This is a genomic window from Duganella flavida (genome assembly GCF_009857445.1).
GTDB lineage: Bacteria > Pseudomonadota > Gammaproteobacteria > Burkholderiales > Burkholderiaceae_D > Rugamonas > Rugamonas flavida.
The window spans coordinates 79,901-103,154 of the sequence record NZ_WWCN01000015.1 but is presented as its reverse complement, the minus strand read 5'-3'; the positions used below and the strand labels follow the sequence as shown (position 1 = coordinate 103,154).

The window sequence follows — 23,254 nt, the reverse complement described above, 5'->3', positions numbered from 1 at the left end:
AAATGAGTAAACAATTTGACGTAGTAGTTATCGGCGCCGGTCCTGGCGGTTATATCGCCGCCATCCGCGCTGCACAACTGGGCTTCTCGGTTGCTTGCGTAGATGCATGGGAAAACGAAAAGGGCGGTCCTGCTCCAGGCGGCACCTGCACCAACGTAGGTTGCATCCCTTCGAAAGCACTGCTGCAATCGTCGGAACACTACGAGCACGCCGGCCACGCGTTCAAGGACCACGGCATCGACGTATCGGGCCTGTCGCTGAACCTGCCGCAAATGATCAAGCGCAAGGACACCGTTGTGAAGCAAAACAACGACGGCATCCTGTTCCTGTTCAAGAAAAACAAAGTGACCTTCTTCCACGGCCGCGCTGCCTTCGCTGGCGCCGCTACCGCTGATGGTTACCCGCTGGTGATCTCGGCGCCAGCCAACGAGACCATCAACGCCAAGCAAGTGATCATCGCCACCGGCTCCAACGCCCGTGCGCTGCCAGGTGCAGACTTTGATGAAAAACTGATCCTGTCGAACACCGGCGCACTGGCCATCGGCGAAGTGCCGGCCAAGCTGGGCGTGATCGGCGCTGGCGTGATCGGCCTGGAAATGGGTTCGGTATGGCGTCGTCTGGGTTCGGAAGTGACCGTGCTGGAAGGTCTGCCGACCTTCCTGGGCGCCGTTGACGAGCAGATCGCCAAGGAAGCCAACAAGCTGTTCACCAAACAAGGCCTGAGCATCAACCTGGGCTGCAAGATCAACAAAGTCACCAAGGGCGACAGCAATGTCACCGTGGAATACGACAACGCCAAAGGCGAAGCCAACACCGCCGTGTTCGACAAGCTGATCGTATCGATCGGCCGTACCCCGAACACCAACGGCCTGGGCGCTGACAAAGTCGGCCTGGCGCTGGACGAGCGTGGTTTCGTGGCGGTTGACGACGACTGCAAAACCAACCTGCCAGGCGTATGGGCAGTGGGCGACGTGGTGCGCGGCCCGATGCTGGCGCACAAAGCGGAAGAAGAAGGCGTTGCCGTGGCCGAGCGTATCGCTGGCCAGCACGGTCACACCAACTTCAACACCATCCCTTGGGTCATCTACACCTCGCCGGAAATCGCGTGGGTAGGCCGCACCGAGCAGCAACTGAAGGCCGACGGCGTCGCCTACAAAGCCGGCACCTTCCCATTCCTGGCGAACGGCCGCGCACGCGCGCTGGGCGATACCTCGGGCATGGTCAAGTTCCTGGCTGATGCAACTACCGACGAAATTCTGGGCGTGCACATCATCGGCCCTATGGCTTCGGAACTGATCGCAGAAGCGGTTGTGGCAATGGAGTTCAAGGCTTCGGCGGAAGACATCGCACGTATCTGCCACGCTCACCCATCGCTGTCGGAAGCGACCAAGGAAGCCGCTCTGGCTATCGACAAGCGCACCCTCAACTTCTAAGTTGATGCTGTAGCTTGTCACAAGGCGGACCGTTATGGTCCGCCGTTTTTGTTTGTGCAGATTGAATACTATGAACGTCCAAGAGTACTACCACAACGCGCTGTCGCAGCGCGGCTACAAGCCCGATGAAGCGCAGCAGCGCGCCATCACCCGTTTGCAGGAATGCTATGACGAATGGGTGGAGTACAAAGGCCAGCGCTCCAGCACTTTCAAGCGCCTGATCAACCGTCCGTCGGTGCCGAAGGGCGTGTATATGTGGGGTGGCGTGGGGCGTGGTAAGTCCTTCTTGATGGACAGCTTCTTCTCGGTGGTGCCACTGGTGCGCAAGACGCGTGTGCACTTCCACGAATTCATGCGCGACGTGCATCGCCAGTTGGACGAATTGCGCGGCGTTGCCGATCCGCTGGACGAAGTGGCCAAGCGCGTGGCCAAGAAATACCGTTTGATCTGCTTCGACGAATTCCACATCTCGGACGTGGCCGACGCCATGATCATGTACAACCTGCTGAAGGCGCTGTTTGATAACGGCGTGTCCTTCATCATGACCTCGAACTACGATCCGAACCTGCTGTATCCGGATGGCTTGCACCGCGACCGCATCCTGCCGACCATCGCGCTGTTGTATGAGAAGCTGGATGTGATGAACATCGACGCCGGTATCGACTATCGCGGCCGTGCGCTGGAGCAGGTCGAGGCGTACTACACGCCTTTGAACGCCAACACCGACAAGGCGCTGCGCGACGCCTACGCCAGCGTAGCCGAAACCGCCGATGAAGATCCGGCCATCCGCATCGAAGCGCGTGAGATCCGCTCGCTGCGCCGCGCCGGGACCATCATCTGGTTCGACTTCAATACCCTGTGCGGCGGCCCGCGATCGCAGAACGATTATCTGGAAATCGCCAGCCGCTTCCATACCGTGATATTGTCCGGGGTGCCGATGATGTCGGCGTCGATGTCGTCGGAAGCGCGCCGGTTCACCTGGTTGATCGACGTGTTCTACGACCAGGGCGTGAAGCTGTTGATGTCGGCCGAAGTCGAGCCGGAGGAGTTGTACACCAACGGCGCGATGGCCAACGAATTCCACCGTACCGTGTCGCGCATCGTTGAGATGCAGTCGCAGGAGTATATGAACCGCCAGCAGCGCGGCGCTGCTGCATCGCTGGCGTAATTGGATCAGAAAATGAAAGCACTTATCGCATTGCTGGCCGCCGTGGCGGTGACGGCGCAAGCTCAGAACGTGAGCTCGGTTGAGCAGGCCGACGCCGCGCTGGTCAAGGTGGCCAAGGACCGGGCCGCCGTCAACGAAGAATTCGCCGCCAGCGAGCGCGAATGCTCGACCAAGTTCTTCGTCAATAACTGCCTGGACAAGGCCAAAGAAAAACGCCGCGTGGCGTTGGCCGCTGTGCGTGCCGTCGAGGTCGACGCCCAGCACTTCAAGCGCGCCGATTCAGTCGCCAAGCGCGATGCCGAACTGGCCGAACGCGCCCGCAAGGACGACGAAGAGAACGCGCTGCGCGCCGCCCAGCCGCCGAAGCCGCAGCATGAAGAAAAGGAAGCGCCGAAAGCGCCGACCGGCGTGCGCGTGGCCGATCGCGAAGCCCAGCACGAAGCCAAGCTGAAACGCCTGGCGCAGCAAGACGCCGCCGAAGCCGGCAAGCGCGCCGCCAATGTCGAAGCCTTCGAGAAAAAGAAAGCCGAGTCCGAGCGTCGCCAGGCCGAGGTCGCGCGCAAGAAAGCCGAGAACAAAGCCAAGGCTGACAAGAAAAAAGCCGACGCTGAGAAAGCATCGGCGCCGGCTCCTAGCAAGTAACTACACGGCGCGCCGCATCTTCTCGACCGTGTAGGCCGGCGCTTCCTGCGGCGGCGCCACCAGCTTGATGATCGCCATCGAGCAGTTGTCGCCTTTGCCTTGTGCCCGCTCGCCGGCCTTGCTGATCAAACGCTCCGCTGCCTGGCGCGGCGTGTTGCGCGCTACGGCAGCTGCCAATTCCTCGGGGCGGAACAGCTGCCACAAACCATCCGAACACAGCATCAACGCATCGCCGGCTTGCAAGCCCGCGTGGTAGCCGGTGGTGACGAACGGTGCTTTCATGCTGTTGCCGAGCGCATTGTTCAGCAGTCGCGAGGCGCGGTGCTTTTTGGCGGCCTCCAGCGGCAGCTTGTCGTGCTCCACCAAGTGCGTGACGTAGGCGGCATCGTTGGTGCGCATGGCGCAAGTCTCGCCGCTGAAACGGTAGATGCGGGCGTCGCCGACGTGGGCCCACACGGCTTGCGTCTGCGGCGTCAGCACCAGCAGGGCGACCGCGCTTTGCGGCTCGGCCGTCGCCGCTAGCGGATTCATGGTGATGACCTGGTGAACTTCCTGCGCGATATTGCGCAGCAGTTCCTGCAGGCGGGGCAGGTTGGCGGTATCGCCGACGCGGAATTCGTCAAATAGGTGCTTGCTGGTCAGCAGCACCTGGTCGGCAGCGATAGCGCTGGTATTGCCATCGGCCAGCACGGCCATGACGTAACCCGGCGCTTGCGCAGCCGTGTACAAAGCCACCCGGTCATTTTGTTGCGGCCGGTTGCCGATGTGCTGGGCGGTCCCGGCCTCGATTTTGTAAGCGCTCATAGTTGGTACTGTATCTCGATCGACAGGTGAGCGATCATTCTGTTGGCGGCAGACGCGCCGTAGATTAAACTATGCACCGTGTCGCAGTTTGTATGCAACGGGTTCGCAGCATCGGTGTTGTTCCAGTGAAACTATTTGATTGAGAAATATGACTGATGTACAAGATATCCAACGTCGTTTGATCGAATTAGACGTCGAGCACCGCGATTTGGACGCGGTCATTGACATGCTCACGCTGGATGGACACCACGATCAACTGCAATTGCGCCGCCTCAAAAAGCGCAAGCTGCAATTGAAAGACCATATCACTCTGCTGAAAATGCAATTAGTGCCTGACGTTCCGGCGTAAGCACGCTCATTTATTTTGACCGAACACCTTCCTCCCGCACCCGACGCCATCCCCGCCGTCATCGGCGCCACGCCAGAACAGCCTCCCGGCAAGTACGATTCCGAGGTCGAGCGCCTGTTTGGCGCCGGCGGTCCGCTGGGTCCGGCTGTGGGCGACTTTCGCCCGCGCCGCTCGCAGACCGAGATGGCCAAGGCGATTGCATCGGCCATCGCCAGCCAGACTACGCTGATTGCCGAGGCGGGCACCGGTACGGGTAAAACTTTTGCTTACCTGGTGCCGGCGCTGATGTGGGGCGGCAAGACGATTGTGTCCACCGGGACCAAGAACTTGCAGGATCAGCTGTTCCTGCGTGACATCCCGACCGTGCGCGCGGCCTTGCAGGCGCCGGTCTCTGTGGCCCTGTTGAAAGGTCGCTCGAACTACCTGTGCCATTACCATCTGGAGCGTACGCTGCAGAATGGCCGCATGACCTCGCGCGACGACGTCGGCCATTTGCGCGAAATCTCGCGTTTCCTGAAAATGACCAAGACCGGCGATAAAGCCGAGCTGGCCCGCGTGCCGGAAAATGCGCTGATCTGGAACCTGGTGACCTCGACCCGTGACAACTGCATGGGCACGGAATGCCAGTACTACCAGGATTGCTTCGTCATGAAGGCGCGCAAGGAAGCGCAGCAGGCGGACGTGGTGGTGGTCAACCACCATCTGTTCTTTGCCGACGTAGCGCTGAAAAATTCCGGGGTTGCCGAGTTGCTGCCATCGGCCAACACGATTATCTTCGATGAGGCGCACCAGCTGCCAGACACCGCCACCTTGTTCTTCGGCGACACCTTTTCCACCTCGCAAGTGCTGGAACTGTGCCGCGACGTGCTGGCCGAAGGCTTGTCGAACGCGCGCGATGGCGCCGACTGGGGCAAAGTTGTCACCGTGGTGGAAAAAGCCGCGCGCGACCTGCGCCTGACGTTCCCGCAAGACATCGTACGCCTGTCCTTGCCGCAAATCGCGTCATCGAGCGACTTCTTCCCGGCGCTGGAAACCCTGAAAGACGAGCTGGACGGCATGATGACCGTGCTGGAAAGCCAGGCCGAACGGGCGGAAACGCTGGAGCAATGCCGCCAGCGCGGTGTTGACCTGGTGGGCCGTCTGGCCGCATGGAAATTCGATCCGAAAGCCAAGGTGGCCAAGGGCGAGGAAGCTGTATTCTGGGTGGAGGCTTATGCCTCGTCCTTGCAGCTGCACAAAACCCCGCTATCGATCGCGCCGATCTTCAACGGCCAGCGCGAAGGTGTGCCGCGCAGCTGGATTTTCACCTCGGCAACGCTGGCGGTGAAGAACGACTTCAGCCATTTCTCCGAGCAAATGGGCCTGGGCAACGAACCGTCGATGTCGTGGCCGAGTCCGTTCAACTACGAAGAGCAGGGTATTTTGTACGTGCCGACCGGCCTGCCGGATCCGAATTCCTTCGGCTACACGGACGCGGTGCTGGACTTGGCGCTGCCGGTGATCGAGGCGGCGGGCGGAAAAACTTTCCTGCTTTGCACGACTTTGCGTGCCGTCAAACGTGCGGCTGAGCGTTTGCGTGACGAATTCGAGAAACGCAACCTGCCATTTCCGTTGTTCGTACAAGGCGACAAAGGCCGCACCGAACTGCTGGATCAGTTCCGCAAAGCAGGAAATGGCGTGCTGATCGGCTCTCAAAGCTTCTGGGAGGGCGTCGATGTGCGTGGCGATGCGCTGTCTTTAGTGATTATCGACAAGCTTCCATTTGCACCACCGGACGATCCGGTGTTGGCTGCCCGCATCGAAGTGATGGAAAAACAGGGCAAAAATGGCTTCATGAGCCACACCTTGCCCGAAGCAATCATCAACCTGAAGCAGGGCGCAGGCCGGCTGATCCGCGACGAAAATGACCGCGGCGTGCTGATGCTGTGTGATCCACGCGTGATTTCCAAGCCTTACGGCAAGCGGATCTGGCAAAGCCTGCCATCCTTCAAACGTACCCGCGAGCAAGAAGTGGTGATGGAATTCTTCAAAAACAAGAATTCGGATCAGTAACTTTCAGTATCGAAATTCGGGGTCAGCTCTGTCATTTGGACATTCGAGAACTAAAGAATTTGAATTAGTTCCGTAATGTCCAAATGACAGAGCTGACCCCAAATTGTTACTGAGGCAACACTACCACTTTGCCAGTCACCTTGCGGGCGGCCATATCGTTCAGCGCTTGCGCCGCTTCTTCCAGTTTGTAGCGTCCCGAAATCCTTGGTTTGATCTTGCCTTCGTGCAACCACTGCAGCAGTTGGCGCATGTTGGCAAGATTGCCTTTTGGGTTACGCTTGGTGAATTCGCCCCAAAACACGCCCATTAATGACGCACCTTTGAGCAGGGTCAAATTGAGTGGCAATTTGGGGATTTCGCCGTTGGCGAAGCCAACCACCAAGTGGCGTCCACCCCAGGCTATCGAACGGAACGCAGGCTCCGTATATTCGCCGCCGACCGGGTCGTAAATCACGTCCGGCCCCTTGCCGCCGGTCGCCGCCTTCACTGCCTCGCGCAAATCTTCCTTGCTGTAATTGATCAGGACGTCGGCGCCGTGTTGGCGGCATACTTCCAGCTTCTCATCACTCGAGGCGCAAGCAATAATGCGGGCTCCCAGGGCTTTCCCTATCTCGATTGCCGCCAGTCCTACCCCTCCGGCTGCGCCAAGAATTAGCATGTTCTCACCATTTTCTAGCTTGGCCCGGTCCACAATCGCGTGATACGAGGTGCCGTAGGTGAGGGTGATGGCTGCCGCTGTTTCGAAATCCATGCCCTGCGGCATCGGGATCAGGGCTTGTGCGGGAGCTAATAATTGCTGCCCAAAACCACCCGTCGGAGTGAAGGCGATGACCTTGTCGCCGGCCTTGAATGTTGTCACATCATTAGCAACTGAGCGGATGATGCCCGCCACTTCGCTGCCCGGCACGAACGGCAATTCCGGCTTGAATTGATACTTTCCTTGCACGATTAAGACGTCCGGAAAATTCACACCGGCCGCTTGAACATCGATGACTACCTGTCCTGGTCCCGGCTGCAGGTCTTGCAATTCTTTTACTTTCAACGTATCTGGTGCGCCCCAGGCTTCACATACGACAGCTTTCATTCTGGTCTCCTTGATTATAAAAAAGAACGGTCGTTATATTTTTATCTTACCTGAATTTGCCAGCCGTTTGCGCAACGTTCGGTCTGGCGCACCTTTGTGCTGCCTCAAAGTCTCTGCAAAAAGGCTTGTTAGAGTTGGTTAAACGCAGGGAGGATGTCATGACTATCCGGCACGGCTGTTTTTTCAGTTATGCACATGGCCAGCATGCTTATATGAGCAAGTTCAAGGACGACCTGGTCGATGCCTTGAAGTGCTATCTCGAACCACACTTCGACAATGAAGAAGAGCTGTTCGTTGATAGTGAGCAACTCGGCGGCGGAGATGACCTCGACGAGAAGATCGCCCGCGCTTTATGCGAAAGCGCTTGCATGGTTGCTATTTATACACCGAAGTACGAAGCCCACGGCTACACCCGCCGAGAGTTTGCAGCCATGCAACTTCTCGAACGCGAGCGCAAACAGTGGTACACGCTGCCCAGCCATTTGATTATCCCCGTCATCATGACCCGCCATCCCAGCGGCCTGCCGCCGCAAATTGCCGGGCCGGGCATGTACGTGGATTTTTCCCGCTACACCCTGGCCAGCGGCGATTTGAAGACCAATCCCGATTTTCTTCCGGACATAGAAAAAATCGTCCATCGCATTGCCGAGCATTACCACTGCCTAAAACGAAGCACGCCGCCGGAGCACGACTGTGGTCGTTTTGTCTTGCCGGAAATCCCACCGGAATGGCGCGTCATTCCTCCTCCACATTTCCCACGCTAAAGGTTTGCTATGGAACCGAATCCATTGATCCTGCCGCCGCTCAGCACCAGCGGTGAAGTCATTACTTTCTACTCTTACAAAGGAGGCACGGGGCGCACCATGGCGCTCTCTAATATAGGCGTTCTGCTAGCGCGCCAGCAGAATGCCACCACGCCGGTGCTGATGATCGACTGGGATCTGGAAGCGCCGGGTTTGCACCATTATTTTCCCGATCCACACCAGGATGACCGGCCCGGGGTGCTGGAATTATTCGAGGCGTGCCGCGAACAGCTCCAGCGCCGCCGCAACGGCCTCGCCGCGCAAGATGACGAAGCGCTGGCCCACGAGGTGCTGGCGGCGGTTGGCTGGGAACAATATGTAAGCCGGGTCGACCAGGGCAGCCAGCTTTACCTGATGCGCGCCGGCCGTTTCGACGACAGCTATGGCGAACGGCTAGCCGCCATGCACTGGGAGGAACTATTTAATAGCTGCCCGGCCTTGTTCCGCTGCTTTGGCGAGCGCCTCTCGCGTCACTTCCGCCACGTGTTGGTCGATTCGCGTACCGGCCGCACCGATAGCGCCGGTATTTGCACGACCTTGCTGCCGCGCAAGCTGGTGGTGGTGTTCACGCCCAACCGGCAAAGCCTGGAAGGCGTGCAGGCGCTGGTCACGCGCGCCACCGTGTATCGCCGCAGCCACGAGGACGAGCAGCGGCCCTTGCTAGTCTATCCCTTGCCGTCGCGCATAGAAATGGGGGACAGCGCCCAGCGCTCGCAGTGGCGGCGCGGGGATGAGCGCCAGCGCATTCTCGGCTACCAGCCCAGCTTTGAGGCGCTGATACGTGATTGCTACGGCATGCAGCAAGTCTCGCTGGAAAGCTATTTCGATGAGGTGCAGCTGCAGCAGACCCGCATTTTTGCCTACGGCGAGCAGGTGGCGGTGCGGCTGGATCAGGGCGGCGACCGTTTTTCGCTGACGCGCACTTTCGAGGCTTTCCTCGAGTGGCTGGCGCCCGGCTATTTCCCGTGGCAGTCGCACCGCGAAATCAAGCTGCTGGCCTCGATCGATGAGGCGCGCCGGACGCTGGAGGCGGGCGGCGGTGCCGCGCGGGCAGTGTCGCAGCTGCTGGCGCACGACCTCAGCCTGCTGGGGGATTTGTACCGGCGTGAAGGCAAGCTGCGGCCTGCCCTGGCGTTGCTGGAGGAGGGGCTGGTGCTGCGCCAGCGCGGCCTTGGCGAAGACCATCCGGACACGCTGTCCAGCAAAACCAGGCTCGCCGCCGCGCTGCGCCAGCAGGGCAAGCTGGAAGAAGCGCTATTTCTCGACGAGTGCGTGGTAGAGGCGCGCGAACGGCTGCTGGGCGCCGAGCATGTCGATACGCTGGCGGCGCGCAGCAATCAGGCCATCACGCTGGGCCAGCAAGGCCGGGTGGCCGAAGCGCTGGCGATACAGGATGCGATCATCGATGCTTATGTGCGCCTGCTGGGCCCGGAGCACCTGCTGACCCTGTCCGCCAAGGCGGCGCGCGCCGATTTGCTGCTGCTGCGCGGCGACCTGGAACATGCCCGTAATCTGCAGGAGCAAGTGCTGGCGGCGCGCAAGCGCTTGCTGGGCGCCGAACATGCTGACACCCTGCGCAGCAAGACCGCGCTGGCCCACACCTTGCTGCGGATGCAGGAACTGGACGCGGCGCGCAGTCTGCTGGAAGCCGTGTTGCACGCCCATTTGCGCCGGCTGGGTCCTGAGCATCCGGAATCCGCCACGGCGCGCGAGCAGCTGACGGATATCCATCTTCAGTTGGGCATCCCGCCCGGAGAGCTGCCGCTGGTGCACGAGCTGCACCAGAACGCGGCGATGGACGATTACGGCGATGCGTTGGCGCTGTCCGGCCGCAGCCGGGGCCAGCATCCGGCCAACGGCCTGTGGGCGCGCAGCACCGATGAGCTGATGGCGCTGGATGGTTATCTGTCCTCGCCGCGGCCGCCGTCGCGTTGACAGAAATTTATATGTTTTCCGAGCCGTCGGCATGCGCAGTCCGGCCGTTGCTTCAGGTAAAATCTATTGTATGAGAATCCTGATAAGCAATGATGACGGCTACCTGGCGCCTGGTATCAATGCGTTGGCTGAGGCGCTCGCACCCATCGCGGAGATCGTGGTGGTGGCGCCGGATAGCAACCGCTCGGGCGCATCGAACTCCCTGTCGCTGGACCGGCCGCTGTCGGTGCAGCGCGCCGCCAATGGCTTTTACTTTGTCAACGGCACGCCCAGCGACTGCGTGCACGTGGCGCTGACGGCCATCCTGGACTACAAGCCAGATCTGGTGGTGTCTGGCATCAACAACGGCCCGAATATGGGCGACGACACGTTGTACTCAGGCACCGTGGCGGCAGCGACCGAGGGATTCCTGTTCGGCATTCCCGCCATCGCCTTTTCACAGGGTACCTACGGCTGGGAGCATATCGATGACGCCGCCCGCCATGCGCGCGACCTGATCCAGCGTTACTACGACACGCTGCCGCGTCCCTGCCTGTGGAACGTGAATATACCGAATCGTCCTTATGAGCAACTTAACGCCGTGGTGGCGACTCGGCTGGGCCGGCGTCACCAGTCCGAGCCGGTGATCAAGGCCAAGGACCCGCGCGGCAAGGATATTTACTGGATCGGCCCGCCGGGCGCGTGCAAGGAGGCGGGTGAGGGCACGGATTTCCATGCCCTGGCCGCTGGTAAGACCTCGATCACCCCGCTGCAAATCGATCTGACCCACACTTCCCAACTCAGTGCATTGGCAAAGGCCTTGGCATGACCGAAAAAAACCGTACCTTTCCTTTGCCGCTGTCCTCGGTAGTAGACAAGGGGGCCAAAAAGGCAACGGTATTCGCGCCGGTGGCAACACCGCAAACCGCCACCCAAAACGCCGCGCGCCATGCGCCGCCCCAATATCCAGCACCCCGTGCGGTCGCCGCACCGTCCAAGTCGCACAGTTACGCGATGGAGCGCGCCCAGCCGGCGCCAGCAGCCGCGCCGCGCTCCAATCCGCTGGTGTCGGACGCCGTGCGCCGCGCCATGGTGCAACGGATTGCCAAGCAGGGCGTCAAGGACCAAGTGGTGCTGGGCGCGATGGACACGGTGCCGCGCCATATGTTCATGGACGAAGGCTTGGCGCCGCAAGCCTATGTCGACGCCTCGCTGCCGATCGGCCACCACCAGACTATTTCCCAGCCCTACATCGTGGCGCGCATGATCGAAGTGATGCGCAACGGCGGCCAGCTCAGGCGCGTGCTGGAGATCGGCACCGGCTGCGGCTACCAGGCGGCGGTGCTGTCCTGCGTGGCGCAAGAGGTGTATTCGATCGAGCGCATCAAGCCGCTGCACGAGCTGGCCAAGGCCAATCTGCGACCGCTGCGGGTAGCGAACCTGCGCTTGCATTACGGAGATGGTATGCTTGGCCTGCCGCAAGCGGCGCCGTTTGACGGTATCATTCTGGCCGCTGCGGGGCTGGAAGTACCGCAAGCCCTGCTGGAACAGCTGGCCATCGGCGGCCGCCTGGTTGCGCCAGTGGGGGAGCGCACGCAGCATTTGGAACTGATCACGCGCATCGGCAAGACGGAATGGGCCAGCCATACGCTGGAAGATTGCCATTTCGTGCCGCTGCGTCCGGGCGTGGTGTAACGCCCGAACCACACAGACATTAAGATGAGAATGACGAAGAAAAGTAATCTGCTCGCCATGAGCTTTGCGCTGGCTTTATTGAGCGCCTGTACCACCACTCCCAACCAGGCGCCGGTCGTAGACCGTACCGTCCCACCGGCCGTCAAATCGTCCACGCCTAGCGAAACGGCGCAAGTCGCTCGCGACGAGCGCGGCCTGTACACCGTGAAAAAAGGCGATACCCTGATCCGTATCGCGCTGGAATTTGGCCAGAATTACCGCGACCTGGTGGCCTGGAACAACCTGGCCAATCCGAACGACATCAAGGTCGACCAGGTGCTGCGGGTGCTGCCGCCGGAAAGCAACGGCGTGGAAACTGCCGCCATCGTGATGCCGCCGTCCGACAAGACCCCGCCGCCGGCCCCGGTGGTCAAGAAAACCGGTCCGAAAGGCGAGAAGAAGCCGTACACCGAAGCCAACCTGGCTGAAATGCAGCGCGCCGACACTGGCAAGGAAACGGCCGCTGCGCCAACGCCGGCCCCGGCGGCAACCGCTCCAGCCGTGCCGCGCGCAACCGTCCCGGCGCCTGCAGTTCCGGCCGCGCCAGCGCTGGCCGCCGACGAAGCCAACCTGAGCTGGGTCTGGCCAGCCGATGGCAAGGTGGTCGCTACCTTCGACGAAGGCAAGAACAAGGGCGTGGATATCTCCGGCAAGGCCGGCCAGCAAGTCGTGGCCGCCGGCGCAGGAAAAGTGATGTATGCCGGTAGCGGCATCCGCGGATATGGTAATCTCGTTATTGTGAAGCACAGTAATAATTTGTTGTCGGCCTACGCGCATAACCGGGCCATCCTGGTGAAGGAAGGGCAGAGCGTGACCAAAGGACAAATGATCGCGGAAATGGGTGACTCCGATACCGACTCCGTCAAGCTGCACTTTGAAATCCGGCAGCAAGGCAAACCGGTGGACCCCTCCAGATTCCTGCCTAACCGCTAATCGAGCCATGTGAGATGACCTCTACGCCGCACGATCAGATGGACGACGATGCGCTCCCGGATGACTTCCAGGACGAGTCGAACGACGATGTCGCCATCGATGGTGCGGACGAGGCGGAGCAGCCAGAATCCGGCGCGGCCCTTGAGAGCGTTGACGAGCTGAAAAAAGTGCTGGCCGCTGAGCTGTCCACCGACACCACCCAGCACTACCTGAACCAGATCGGCACCCGCCCGCTGCTGACGGCGCCGCAGGAAGTCCACTACGCCACCCTGGCCAAGGCCGGCGATTTCAGCGCCCGCCAGACCATGATCGAGCACAACCTGCGGCTGGTGGTATCGATCGCCAAGCACTACATCAACCGCGGCGTGGTGCTGCTCGACATGATCGAAGAGGGCAATATCGGCCTGATGCGCGCCATCGACAAGTTCGAGCCTGAGCGCGGCTTCCGCTTTTCAACCTACGCCACCTGGTGGATACGCCAGAGCATCGAGCGCGCCATCATGAACCAGGCCCGCACGGTGCGCCTGCCGGTGCATATGGTGCGCGAGCTGAACCAGATCCTGCGCGGCAAATACCATCTCGAAGCCCAGCACCACAACGGCAAGGACGCCACTGCCGAGGACATCGCCGAGCTGGTCGGCCGCCCGGTGGAAGAGGTGCAGGACATTCTCGCCTTGTCCGAGCACGCCACCTCGCTCGATGCGCCGCTGGACAACGATCCACAATCGTCGCTGATGGACATGCTGCCCGGCGACGCCGACGACAGCCCTGACGCCCGCGCCGAACACCACGAAATGACGGTGCTGGTACGCGACTGGCTGACCAAGCTGCCGGACAAGCAGCGCATCGTCATCATGCGCCGTTTCGGTCTCGACAACGACGATCCGGCCACCCTGGAAACGCTGGCCGAGGAAATGGGCGTGACCCGCGAGCGGGTGCGCCAGATCCAGCAGGAAGCACTGGTCAAGCTCAAGCGGGCGATGGCCGCGCGCGGCGTGGTCCGCGATTCCCTGCTGTAGTTCCTTCCCATTCTGCTATCATATCGGCCCCGGCATAGGTGCCGGCGCCTTCCTTTTGTCATTCAATATTGAACGCTATGCAAGAAAATACCATCGACATCAAATCGCTCGACATGGACGCCCGTGGCGTCGGCCACCTGCAGGACAATGAAGACGGCACGCCGGGTAAAGTGGTGTTCGTGGAAGGCGCCTTGCCGGGCGAGCGCGTCAGCTTCGAAACCTTCAAGAAGAAAAAGAACTGGGAAGCGGCGCGCATGACCGCGCTGCACCGCGAATCGTCGATGCGCGTGAAGCCGAAGTGCGAGCACTTCGACTACTGCGGCGGCTGCTCCATGCAGCACCTGGAGCCGACCGCGCAGGTAGCGATCAAGCAGCGCGTGCTGGAAGATAACCTGTGGCACATCGGCAAAGTCCACGCCGACAACATCATGCGCCCGATGTACGGTCCAACCTGGGGCTACCGCTATCGCGCGCGCCTGTCGGTGCGCTGGGTCGAAAAAAAGGGCACGGTGCTGGTCGGCTTCAAGGAAAAGCGCTCGGTCTTCGTGGCCGATATTAAAAGCTGCGAGATCCTGCCGCAGCACGTGTCGGACATGCTGCTGCCGTTGCGCGCTTTGATTGGCTCGCTGACGCTGTACAAAGAAATTCCGCAGATCGAACTGGCGATTGGTGAAGACGTCACCGCCATGGTCCTGCGCATCATGGCGCCGATGACGGCCGATGACGAAACCAAGGTCAAAGCCTTCGCCGACCAATACGGCGTGCAGTTCTGGCTGCAGACCAAGGGCCCGGAAACCGCCGCACCGTTCTATCCGCTGGAACCGGAGCTGCACTACCTGCTGCCAGAATACGGCGTGCGTATGCCATTCAAGCCGGTCGATTTCACGCAGGTGAACCACCACATCAACCGCGCGCTGGTACACAAGGCCTTGCGCCTGCTGGACGTGCAGCCGGAAGACCGCGTGGCCGACTTGTTCTGCGGCCTCGGCAACTTCACCCTGCCGCTGGCGACGCTGGCGCGCGAAGTGGTAGGCATCGAAGGCAGCCAGGCGCTGACCGATCGTTCGCTAAGCAACGCCAAGGCCAACGGCCTGGATAACAAGACCACCTTCTACAACCGCAACCTGTTCGAAGTCACGCCGCATGACCTGCTCGAACTCGGTAAGTTCGACCGCATGCTGATCGACCCGCCACGCGACGGCGCGATGACCCTGTGCGAAGCGCTTGGCGAACTGCGCAAGACCAATCCCGAATTCCTGCCGAAGCGTATCGTCTACGTCTCGTGCAGCCCATCGACCTTGGCGCGCGACGCCAACCTGCTGGTCAACCTGGCCGGCTACAAGCTTGATAAAGCCGGTGTGGTCAACATGTTCCCACACACCTCGCACGTTGAATCGATGGCTGTCTTCGACTTGATTTAATGTTTTTCTTCTAATGTTATTGACTTTGCAGGAGGCGTGCGCAACACTGGACTGATCCTTATCAGCGCCCGGAGTTGGCATGCGCCTCCTGTCCCGTCTTATCGCGCTGGCTGCGTTCTGCAGCCCGCTGGCCGTTCTGGCCGATACTTCTGTCACGTCGTTTTCGCCATCCGGCACCGTTAAAGGTGTGCGGCAGGTGGCTGCGCGCTTCAGCGGGCAAATGGTCCCGCTGGGCGATATGCGGCTGGGCGATCCCTTCACCATCGATTGTCCGGAGGAGGGCAAGGGCCGCTGGATCGATGGTCAGAACTGGAGTTACGATTTTGCGCGCGACCTGCCAGCCGGCGTGAGCTGCCGCTTCACGCTCAAGGACGATATCAAGGATTTGAGCGGCAAGCCGCTAGCCGGCGAGCATCGCTACACCTTTAATACCGGCGGCCCGGCCGTGGTGGAAGTCGCGCCGCGCGAAGGCGCCAGCTATATCGATGAGCAGCAGATTTTCGTGCTGGGCCTAGACGCACCGGCCAGCGACGAAACGGTGGCCGCACATGCATGGTGCCGCGCCGACGGCATCAACGAAAAAATCGGCGTGCGCGTGCTGCAAGGTGCGGAACGCCAGCAAGTGCTGGATCAGCGCAAAGCCTTCACCGAGCGTTATCTGTCGTTGTACTTCAAAGCGCGCGGCGTGTTGTGGCGCGCCACCGCCGCCGTCAACAACAAGAAGCTGGAGCGCTTGCCGCTCGCGGTCCTGCAGTGCAAACGCAACCTGCCGGCGGAAACGGAAGTGTCGCTGGTGTGGGGCGCGGGCATCAAGGCCGATAGTGGTATCGCCACCACGCAGGATCAAGCGCTGTCGTTCAAAACGCGGCCCGATTTTACGGCGCGCTTCAGCTGCGACAGGCTGTCCGCCGATGCAGGCTGCGTGCCGTTCCTGCCGATGCGCGTGCAGTTCTCCGCACCAGTCAAACGCGCCGACGCATTGGCCGTCAAGATCACTGGGTCGGGCGGCAGAGTCTTCAAGCCGGTGCTCGACAAGGAAGAGGAAAAAAGCGAGTACCTCGAATGGCTGACCATTAAAGGACCGTTCCCGGAAAGCGCCAAGCTGTCCGTGTTAGTGCCGGCCAATTTGAAGGACGATGCCGGCCGCGCGCTGGTCAATCAGTCGCGCTTCCCGATGGTGATACGCACCGACGCGCAGCCGCCGCTGGTCAAGTTCCCGGTGCGCTTCGGCATCATCGAGGCCAAGGGCGACAAGCTGCTGCCGGTCACCGTGCGCAACGTGGAAGCGCAGGTGGCTGGCGCCAAGGTTGATGGCGCAGCCTTGCGCGTCAATGACGGCGCGGCATCGCCGGATCAGCAGGACCAGCAAGTCATCGCTTGGCTCAAGCGCATGGGCAGCCGCTATAGCTGGGAGCCGCAAGAACTGTACGCGGACAAGATGACCAAGCCGCTGCTGGACGCCAGCGCCGGCAAGGTCGAACGCTTCACCATGCCTAAGCCGGGCGGCGGCAAGGCGTTCGAAGTAGTCGGCATCCCGCTGCGCAAACCGGGTTTCTATGTGGTGGAGCTGGCGAGTCCCAAGCTGGGCGCAGGGCTGGCGCTGGGACGTGGTCCGGCCTACTTCAGCAGCGCGGCGTTGGTGACGAATATGGTGGCGCACTTCAAGCACGGCGCGGAATCGTCGCTGGTGTGGGTGACGTCGCTCGACAAGGGCAAGCCGGTGGCGCAGGCGCAGGTCGCGGTGCGCGACTTCAAGGGCAAGCTGCTGTGGCAAGGCATGACCGATAGCGGCGGCCTGGCGCACATCCGCCAGGACCTGACCCAGAAGGATAACCAGCGCTACTTCGTCAGCGCGCGCCTTGGCGGCGACATGACTTTCACCTTGTCGGACTGGGATCGTGGCATCGAGACGTGGCGCTTCAATCTGTCGACCGGCTACTACGGCGCCGACAACCTGATCGCCTCTACGGTATTTGACCGCACGCTGCTGCGCGCCGGCGAGACGGTGCACATGAAGCACTTCCTGCGCCGCCATGTGGAGCAAGGGCTGGTGCGCGTTGCGAAAGAGCAGGCCAGCAGCATGTTCATCATCCACGAAGGCAGCGGCCAGCAGTACGAGCTACCGCTGAAATGGAGTGCCAATGGTTCCTCCGAAAATACGTGGACTATTCCGGCCGATGCAAAACAAGGTTGGTATCAGTTGATGATCGGCGGTCGCGGGTCGGGCCGGTTCCGCGTCGAGCAGTTCCGCGTGCCGACCATGAGGGCGCTGCTGCAAGGGCCGAAGGCGCCGGCGGTGCAGGCATCGTCGGTGGATCTGGATGTGCAGCTCAGCTACTTGTCCGGCGGCGGTGCGGGCGACGCGCCGGTGCAGCTGCGCACCGTGGTGCAGGACAAGAGCGTGAGCTTTGAGGATTACGCGGACTTCAGTTTCAGTAACGGCGACGTCAAGACCGGCGTTGAACGGCGCGGTGCCAGCTTCGATGACGACGAGGGTATGTTCGAAGAAGGCGAAGACACCGTCAGTCCGGGTGCGGTCCGCACGCGTAGCCTGACGCTGGACAAAGCCGGCGGCGCGCGCATCGCGTTGGACCAGCTGCCGCAAGTGCAAACGCCGCGCGAGGTGATGGCCGAAATGACGTGGCAGGATGCCAACGGCGAAACGCTGTCCGCCGCCACGCGCATTCCGCTGTGGCCATCGAGCTATGTGATCGGTATCCAGCCGGATGGCTGGGTAGCCAGCAAGGACTCGCTCAAGTTCACGGTGGCGGTGCTGGACCTGCAAGGCAAGCCGGTGGCCGATGCGCCGGTGGCGGTGGATTTCTTCCAGCGGCTATCGTACTCGCACCGGCGCCGTTTGATCGGCGGCTTCTACGCCTACGAAAACAGCAGCGAAGTGAAGGCACTGGGCGCAGCCTGCGAGGGCAAGACCGATAGCAAAGGCCTGCTGATCTGCCAGACCAAGGCGCCCGCATCGGGCAACTTGATTCTGCGCGCGAAAACGCAAGACGGACAGCAGCGCGTGGCCGTCGCCAATCGCGAGACCTGGGTGGCCGACGGTGCGGACTGGTGGTTCGCCGCCACCGACAACGACCGCATCGACCTGCTGCCGGAGAAGAAGCGCTACGAACCTGGCGATACCGCCAGCTTCCAGGTGCGCATGCCGTTCCGCGAGGCGACCGCGCTGATTACGGCGGAACGCGAAGGCGTGATCGATACCTACGTGCGTCCGCTGAGTGGCAGCGAGCCGGTGTTCTCGATTCCGGTGAAGAAGCAGTACGCGCCGAATGTGTATGTATCGGTGCTCGTCGTGCGCGGCCGCGTGAACGGTGTGCAGCCGACCGCGCTGGTCGACCTGGGCAAGCCGGCCTACAAACTGGGCATCGCGCCGCTGCGTGTGGGCTGGTCGGCCAATGAATTGAAGGTGCAGGTCAAGGCGGACAAGGAAGTCTACAAGGTGCGCGACAAGGCCACGGTCAAACTCAAGGTCGCGCGTCCGGACGGTTCTGCGCCACCGGCTGGTGCCGAGGTGGCGCTGGCCGCTGTTGATGTCGGCCTGCTGGAGTTAATGCCCAATACCAGCTGGGATCTGCTGGAAGCCATGATGGAGCAGCGTAACCTGCAGGTCACCACTTCCACCGCGCAGATGCAGGTAGTTGGCAAGCGCCACTTCGGGCGCAAGGCAGTACCGGCCGGCGGTGGCGGCGGTAAGGGCGGAGGACGGGAGCTGTTCGATACGCTGCTGTTCTGGAAAGCGCGCGTCACGCTGGACGCCAACGGCGAGGCCACGGTGCAGGTACCGATCAACGATTCGCTGACCGCGTTCCGTATCGTCGCAGTGGCCAGCGCGGAGGCGGATTTGTTCGGCACCGGCCGCACCGAGGTGCGCAGCTCGCAGGACTTGATCCTGCTTTCCGGCTTGCCATCGCTGGTGCGCGAGGGGGACCGTTTCCGCGCTACTTTCACGCTGCGGAACACGACCGAGGCTGCGGTCAAGGCCACGCTGAGCGTCAGCCCGAGCGGCAGCGGTAGCGCCAGTGCAGCAGCGGCGGGTGTCGGCGGCAAGCCATTGGCGCCGCAAACTGTCGCACTGGAGCCGGGGCAGGCGCGCGAGGTGAGTTGGGAGGTGCAGGTTCCGCTGTCGGCGTCCACGTTGGCGTGGGACGTCAGCGCGGCAGTGGAGGGCGGCGGACCAGCATCGACGGACCGCATCAAGATCAAGCAGCAGGTGGTGCCAGCGGTGCCGGTGACGGTGATGCAGGCGACCTTGCTACAGCTGGATCGCAAGCAAAGCATGGCCGTCAACATTCCGGACGACGCGGTGCCGGGGCGCGGCGGCGTGCAAGTGCAGTTCAGCCCCAAGCTGGGTGGCGAGCTGCCGGGCGTGCGCGACTACATGCTGCAATATCCGTATCGCTGCTTCGAGCAGGTGACTTCGCGCTCGATCGCATTGCATGATGAAGCGATGTGGAATGCAGCGGTAGAAAAGCTGCCCGGCTATCTGGATGCTGATGGCCTGGTCAAATATTTCTCCTTGATGGACAAGGGTAGCGATACGCTGACGGCTTACGTGCTGTCGGCTGCCAGCGAGGCGGGCTACGCGATTCCCGATGCGCTGAAAGGCCGCATGGAATCGGCGTTGCTGGCGTTCGTGCAGGGCAAAGTGGTGCGCTACTCGTCGCTGCCAACGGCTGATCTGGCCGTGCGCAAGATCGCTGCGCTGGAAGCCTTGTCGCGATCGCGCGCTGTCAGCACCAGTGAGCTGGAGTCGTTCTCGGTACAGCCGAATCTGTGGCCGACATCCGCCGTCATCGACTGGTACCAGATCCTGCAACGCTCGCCCAAGTTGCCGCAGCACGCCCAGCGTTTGAAGGAAGCGGACCAGATCCTGCGCTCGCGCCTCAACCTGCAAGGCACCCCCATGACCTTCTCGACCGAACGCACCGACGACTGGTGGTGGTTGATGTCCTCTGCGGACAGCAACGCCAATCGCCTGCTGCTGGTGATGGCGAACAACCCGGCGTGGAAGGACGACATCGGCCGTCTTGCGCGCGGTGCGCTGGGGCGGCAGAAGAAGGGCCGCTGGGGCACGACCGTCGCTAATGCGTGGGGCGTGCTGGCGATTGATAAGTTCTCGCAGCTGTTTGAAAGCGAGAAGGTGGCCGGTACCGCTGGCGCTACGCTGGCTAATGCCAGCAAGAGCATCGCCTTCGGTGGCGATCCTGCCGGCGGCACTGTCATGCTGCCTTGGCCGCGTAGCGGCGGCGGTTCGCTGGAGCTGGAGCACACTGGCGCCGGCAAACCATGGGCCACGTTGCAGACTTTATCCGCCGTGCCGCTCAAGACACCGCTGTCGAGCGGCTACAAAATCGCCAAGACCATCACGCCGCTGGAGCAGAAGGTGAAGGGCGCATGGTCGCGTGGCGATACCTACCGCGTGCATCTCGATCTGGAAGCGCAGTCGGACATGACGTGGGTGGTGGTGGACGATCCGATTCCGGCTAGCGCCACGGTGCTGGGCTCTGGGCTTGGCGGTGATTCCAAGCTTGCCACTGGCGGTGAGCGCGGCACCGGCTGGGTCGACCCGGCTTTCCAGGAGCGGACCTTTGAAGGCTACCGCGCGTTCTACAGTTTCGTCCCGAAAGGTAAATGGAGCGTGGAGTACACGGTGCGCTTGAATAACCCCGGCCAGTTCAACTTGCCGCCGACGCGGGTGGAGGCGATGTACAGTCCTGAGATGTTCGGCGCAGCTCCTAACGCAGTGATGACCGTGAAATGAGGCTGAGCGCTTCCGCCATCGTGCTGGCGCTGGCCAGCGTTACAACGCAAGCCCACGCCGTGCCGACGTACGACGAGGTGCGCGCTGCGTACCGATCGTCGGATGCGGAGCTGCTGGACCGGCATGGCGAACCGATTCAGTCGCTGCGTATCGACATGGCGGTGCGGCGCTTGCCGTGGGTCGCGCTGGGTGATATTTCGCCTGCGTTACCGGCGGCGGTGCTGCAAGCTGAGGATCAGCGTTTTTACGAACATGATGGCGTGGATTGGAGCGCTGCGGCCAAGGCGGCGTGGGACAACTTGTTTCGCACGCGTCCGCGCGGCGCCTCGACCATCACCATGCAGCTGGCGGCCTTGCTCGATCCGGCCTTGCAGTCCGCTGCTAAAGGGCGGAGCTGGTCGCAGAAATGGGATCAGGTGAAAGCCGCGCGCGAGCTGGATGCGCAGTGGAGCAAGCCGCAGATTATCGAGGCGTACCTGAATATGGTGTCGTATCGCGGCGAACTGCAAGGCGTGGGCGCGGCGGCGCGCAGCATGTTCGGCAAAGCGCCGTCGGGATTGGATTTAAGTGAATCTGTGATTCTCGCTAGTCTGCTGCGCGGGCCGGCGGCGGGACAGAAGATCGTCGCGCAGCGTGCCTGTTCGCTGGCGCATGAATTGCGTTTGCCGTCGACGTGTAGTGAAATCCAGTTGCGCATCATCGTGGCGTGGAGCCGTCCCCAGTTGGCGGGCTCGCTCGCGCCTGCGCCGCAGGTGGCGCAGCAGCTGCTCACGCGTAGCGGGCAGGCGGTGCGCAGCACGCTGGATGCTGGCTTGCAGCGCTACGCACAGAATGTGCTGCGCCAGCAGCTGGCAGCGCTGAACGGGCGCAATGTGAATGACGGCGCGGTGATCGTGCTGGATAACGCCAGCGGCGAGATTCTCGCCTACGTCGGCAATGCCGGCGGTGGCGAGGTGGATGGCGTGGCGGCGCTGCGCCAGGCCGGATCGACGCTCAAGCCGTTTTTGTACGAGCTGGCGCTGGAGCGCAAGCAGATCACCGCCGCCTCGCTGATGGACGACTCGGCGATCGATATCTCCACCGGCTCCGGCATGTACGCGCCGCAGAATTACGACAAGGGCTACAAAGGCTACGTCAGTGCGCGCACCAGCCTTGCCAGTTCGCTCAACGTGCCGGCGGTGCGCACGCTGATGATGACGGGGATGGAGCGTTTTCACGAGCGTCTGCGCAATGTGGGGCTGAGCAGTTTGACGCAGCCGGCTGAATATTACGGCTATGCGCTGGCACTCGGCTCGGCCGAAGTGTCGCTAATGGAGCTGGCCAATGCGTATCGTGTGCTGGCAAATGGCGGCATGTACAGCGCATCCACGCTCGCGCCAAGCGGCGGCAGCGCGCGCTCGCCGGCCTTCGTGCCGCGCCGCGTGCTGGATGCGCGGGCCAGCTTCATCGTCAGCGACATCCTTGCCGACCGTGCGGCGCGCAGCATCACCTTTGGTTTGAAAAACGAGTTGGCGACCACCTTCTGGGCCGCCGTCAAAACCGGCACCAGCAAGGACATGCGCGATAACTGGTGCGTGGGCTACTCGGACCGCTACACCGTCGGCGTCTGGGTGGGAAATTTTGACGGACAGTCGATGTGGGACGTCTCTGGTGTCAGCGGTGCAGCACCGGTGTGGCGCGACGTGATGGATTACCTGCACCGCAACCAAGCCAGCCGCCCACCCAAGCCGCCGGCCGGCGTGGTGCGCCAGCAGATCGCCTACCAGCCCGAATTGGAATCCGCGCGCAGCGAATGGTTCATCGCTGGCACCGAGAGCCCGGTGATCGCATTGGTACGCGACGAACACCGCACGCCAAAAATCCTCTACCCCGGCGACGCCAGCATTCTCGCCCTCGATCCTGACATTCCCGACGCCACCCAGCGCGTGTTCTTCCTGGCCCAAGGCGCCCAAGGCTTGCGCTGGCAATTGGACGGTGAACCGCTAACCCAGGCTGGCACCGATTACGCCTGGCGTCCCACCCCCGGCCAGCACCAGCTGACCCTGATCGACGCCAACGCCAATCCCATCACCACCACTCACTTCCAGGTCCGCGGCGCGAGCGCGCAATAAAAAAGCCG

General features: G+C 61.9%; 16 protein-coding genes. 14 read left to right on the top strand and 2 right to left on the bottom strand.

Annotated elements, in window-relative coordinates:
- Nucleotides 1-2: 2 nt before the first annotated feature.
- The 3 genes from lpdA to GTP46_RS22175 all read left to right on the top strand — a co-directional run bounded on the left by lpdA (nucleotide 3) and on the right by GTP46_RS22175 (nucleotide 3,243).
- On the top strand, nucleotides 3-1,433 hold the full coding sequence (gene lpdA / locus GTP46_RS22185) for a dihydrolipoyl dehydrogenase (RefSeq protein ID WP_161008798.1): 1,431 nt from the start codon (nucleotides 3-5) through the stop codon (nucleotides 1,431-1,433).
- Between the two features lie 70 nt (nucleotides 1,434-1,503).
- Nucleotides 1,504-2,601, top strand: coding sequence for a cell division protein ZapE (zapE, locus tag GTP46_RS22180; protein ID WP_161008797.1), 1,098 nt, complete (start codon nucleotides 1,504-1,506; stop codon nucleotides 2,599-2,601).
- Nucleotides 2,602-2,613: 12 nt separating this feature from the next.
- Entirely contained in the window at nucleotides 2,614-3,243 is a 630-nt protein-coding gene (locus tag GTP46_RS22175; RefSeq protein WP_161008796.1) for a hypothetical protein, read from the top strand.
- Here the strand turns inward: GTP46_RS22175 and GTP46_RS22170 are convergent, their stop codons facing one another.
- A complete protein-coding gene (locus GTP46_RS22170) occupies nucleotides 3,244-4,047 on the bottom strand; it encodes a PP2C family protein-serine/threonine phosphatase (RefSeq protein ID WP_161008795.1) in 804 nt (267 codons plus the stop codon). It abuts the gene before it with no gap.
- Nucleotides 4,048-4,195: 148 nt separating this feature from the next.
- Here GTP46_RS22170 and GTP46_RS22165 point away from each other — a divergent pair, with 148 nt between their 5' ends.
- Both GTP46_RS22165 and yoaA read left to right on the top strand, forming a co-directional pair.
- Complete coding sequence (locus GTP46_RS22165; protein ID WP_008450659.1) at nucleotides 4,196-4,396, top strand: YdcH family protein; 201 nt, start codon at nucleotides 4,196-4,198, stop codon at nucleotides 4,394-4,396.
- Nucleotides 4,397-4,411: 15 nt separating this feature from the next.
- Nucleotides 4,412-6,448 (top strand): DNA repair helicase YoaA, encoded by a 2,037-nt coding sequence (gene yoaA / locus GTP46_RS22160; RefSeq protein WP_161008794.1) that lies wholly within the window; start codon nucleotides 4,412-4,414, stop codon nucleotides 6,446-6,448.
- Between the two features lie 106 nt (nucleotides 6,449-6,554).
- Here yoaA and GTP46_RS22155 read toward each other — a convergent pair whose 3' ends face one another.
- Entirely contained in the window at nucleotides 6,555-7,532 is a 978-nt protein-coding gene (locus GTP46_RS22155) for an NADPH:quinone oxidoreductase family protein (RefSeq protein ID WP_161008793.1), read from the bottom strand.
- A gap of 158 nt (nucleotides 7,533-7,690) precedes the next feature.
- On the opposite strand from GTP46_RS22155, the gene GTP46_RS22150 reads away from it, so the two are divergent.
- The 9 genes from GTP46_RS22150 to pbpC all read left to right on the top strand — a co-directional run bounded on the left by GTP46_RS22150 (nucleotide 7,691) and on the right by pbpC (nucleotide 23,246).
- A complete protein-coding gene (locus GTP46_RS22150; RefSeq protein ID WP_161008792.1) occupies nucleotides 7,691-8,296 on the top strand; it encodes a toll/interleukin-1 receptor domain-containing protein in 606 nt (201 codons plus the stop codon).
- A 9-nt stretch (nucleotides 8,297-8,305) separates the two neighbouring features.
- On the top strand, nucleotides 8,306-10,270 hold the full coding sequence (locus GTP46_RS22145) for a KGGVGR-motif variant AAA ATPase (RefSeq protein ID WP_161008791.1): 1,965 nt from the start codon (nucleotides 8,306-8,308) through the stop codon (nucleotides 10,268-10,270).
- Between the two features lie 70 nt (nucleotides 10,271-10,340).
- Nucleotides 10,341-11,078 (top strand): 5'/3'-nucleotidase SurE, encoded by a 738-nt coding sequence (surE, locus tag GTP46_RS22140; protein WP_161008790.1) that lies wholly within the window; start codon nucleotides 10,341-10,343, stop codon nucleotides 11,076-11,078.
- Nucleotides 11,075-11,944, top strand: coding sequence for a protein-L-isoaspartate(D-aspartate) O-methyltransferase (locus tag GTP46_RS22135; protein ID WP_161008789.1), 870 nt, complete (start codon nucleotides 11,075-11,077; stop codon nucleotides 11,942-11,944). The genes surE and GTP46_RS22135 overlap by 4 nt, the downstream gene beginning before the upstream one ends.
- A gap of 30 nt (nucleotides 11,945-11,974) precedes the next feature.
- A complete protein-coding gene (locus GTP46_RS22130) occupies nucleotides 11,975-12,916 on the top strand; it encodes a peptidoglycan DD-metalloendopeptidase family protein (RefSeq protein WP_161008788.1) in 942 nt (313 codons plus the stop codon).
- Nucleotides 12,917-12,930: 14 nt separating this feature from the next.
- The gene (gene rpoS, locus GTP46_RS22125) at nucleotides 12,931-13,935 is read left to right on the top strand and encodes an RNA polymerase sigma factor RpoS (RefSeq protein ID WP_161008787.1); all 1,005 of its coding nucleotides are present in this window, start codon (nucleotides 12,931-12,933) and stop codon (nucleotides 13,933-13,935) included.
- Nucleotides 13,936-14,012: 77 nt separating this feature from the next.
- Nucleotides 14,013-15,356, top strand: a complete 1,344-nt coding sequence (gene rlmD, locus GTP46_RS22120; protein ID WP_161008786.1) for a 23S rRNA (uracil(1939)-C(5))-methyltransferase RlmD — start codon at nucleotides 14,013-14,015, stop codon at nucleotides 15,354-15,356.
- A gap of 79 nt (nucleotides 15,357-15,435) precedes the next feature.
- Nucleotides 15,436-21,135: an alpha-2-macroglobulin family protein gene (locus tag GTP46_RS22115; protein WP_161008785.1), complete on the top strand. Its 5,700-nt coding sequence runs from the start codon at nucleotides 15,436-15,438 to the stop codon at nucleotides 21,133-21,135.
- Entirely contained in the window at nucleotides 21,132-23,246 is a 2,115-nt protein-coding gene (pbpC, locus tag GTP46_RS22110) for a penicillin-binding protein 1C (protein ID WP_161008784.1), read from the top strand. The genes GTP46_RS22115 and pbpC overlap by 4 nt, the downstream gene beginning before the upstream one ends.
- Nucleotides 23,247-23,254: the final 8 nt, after the last annotated feature.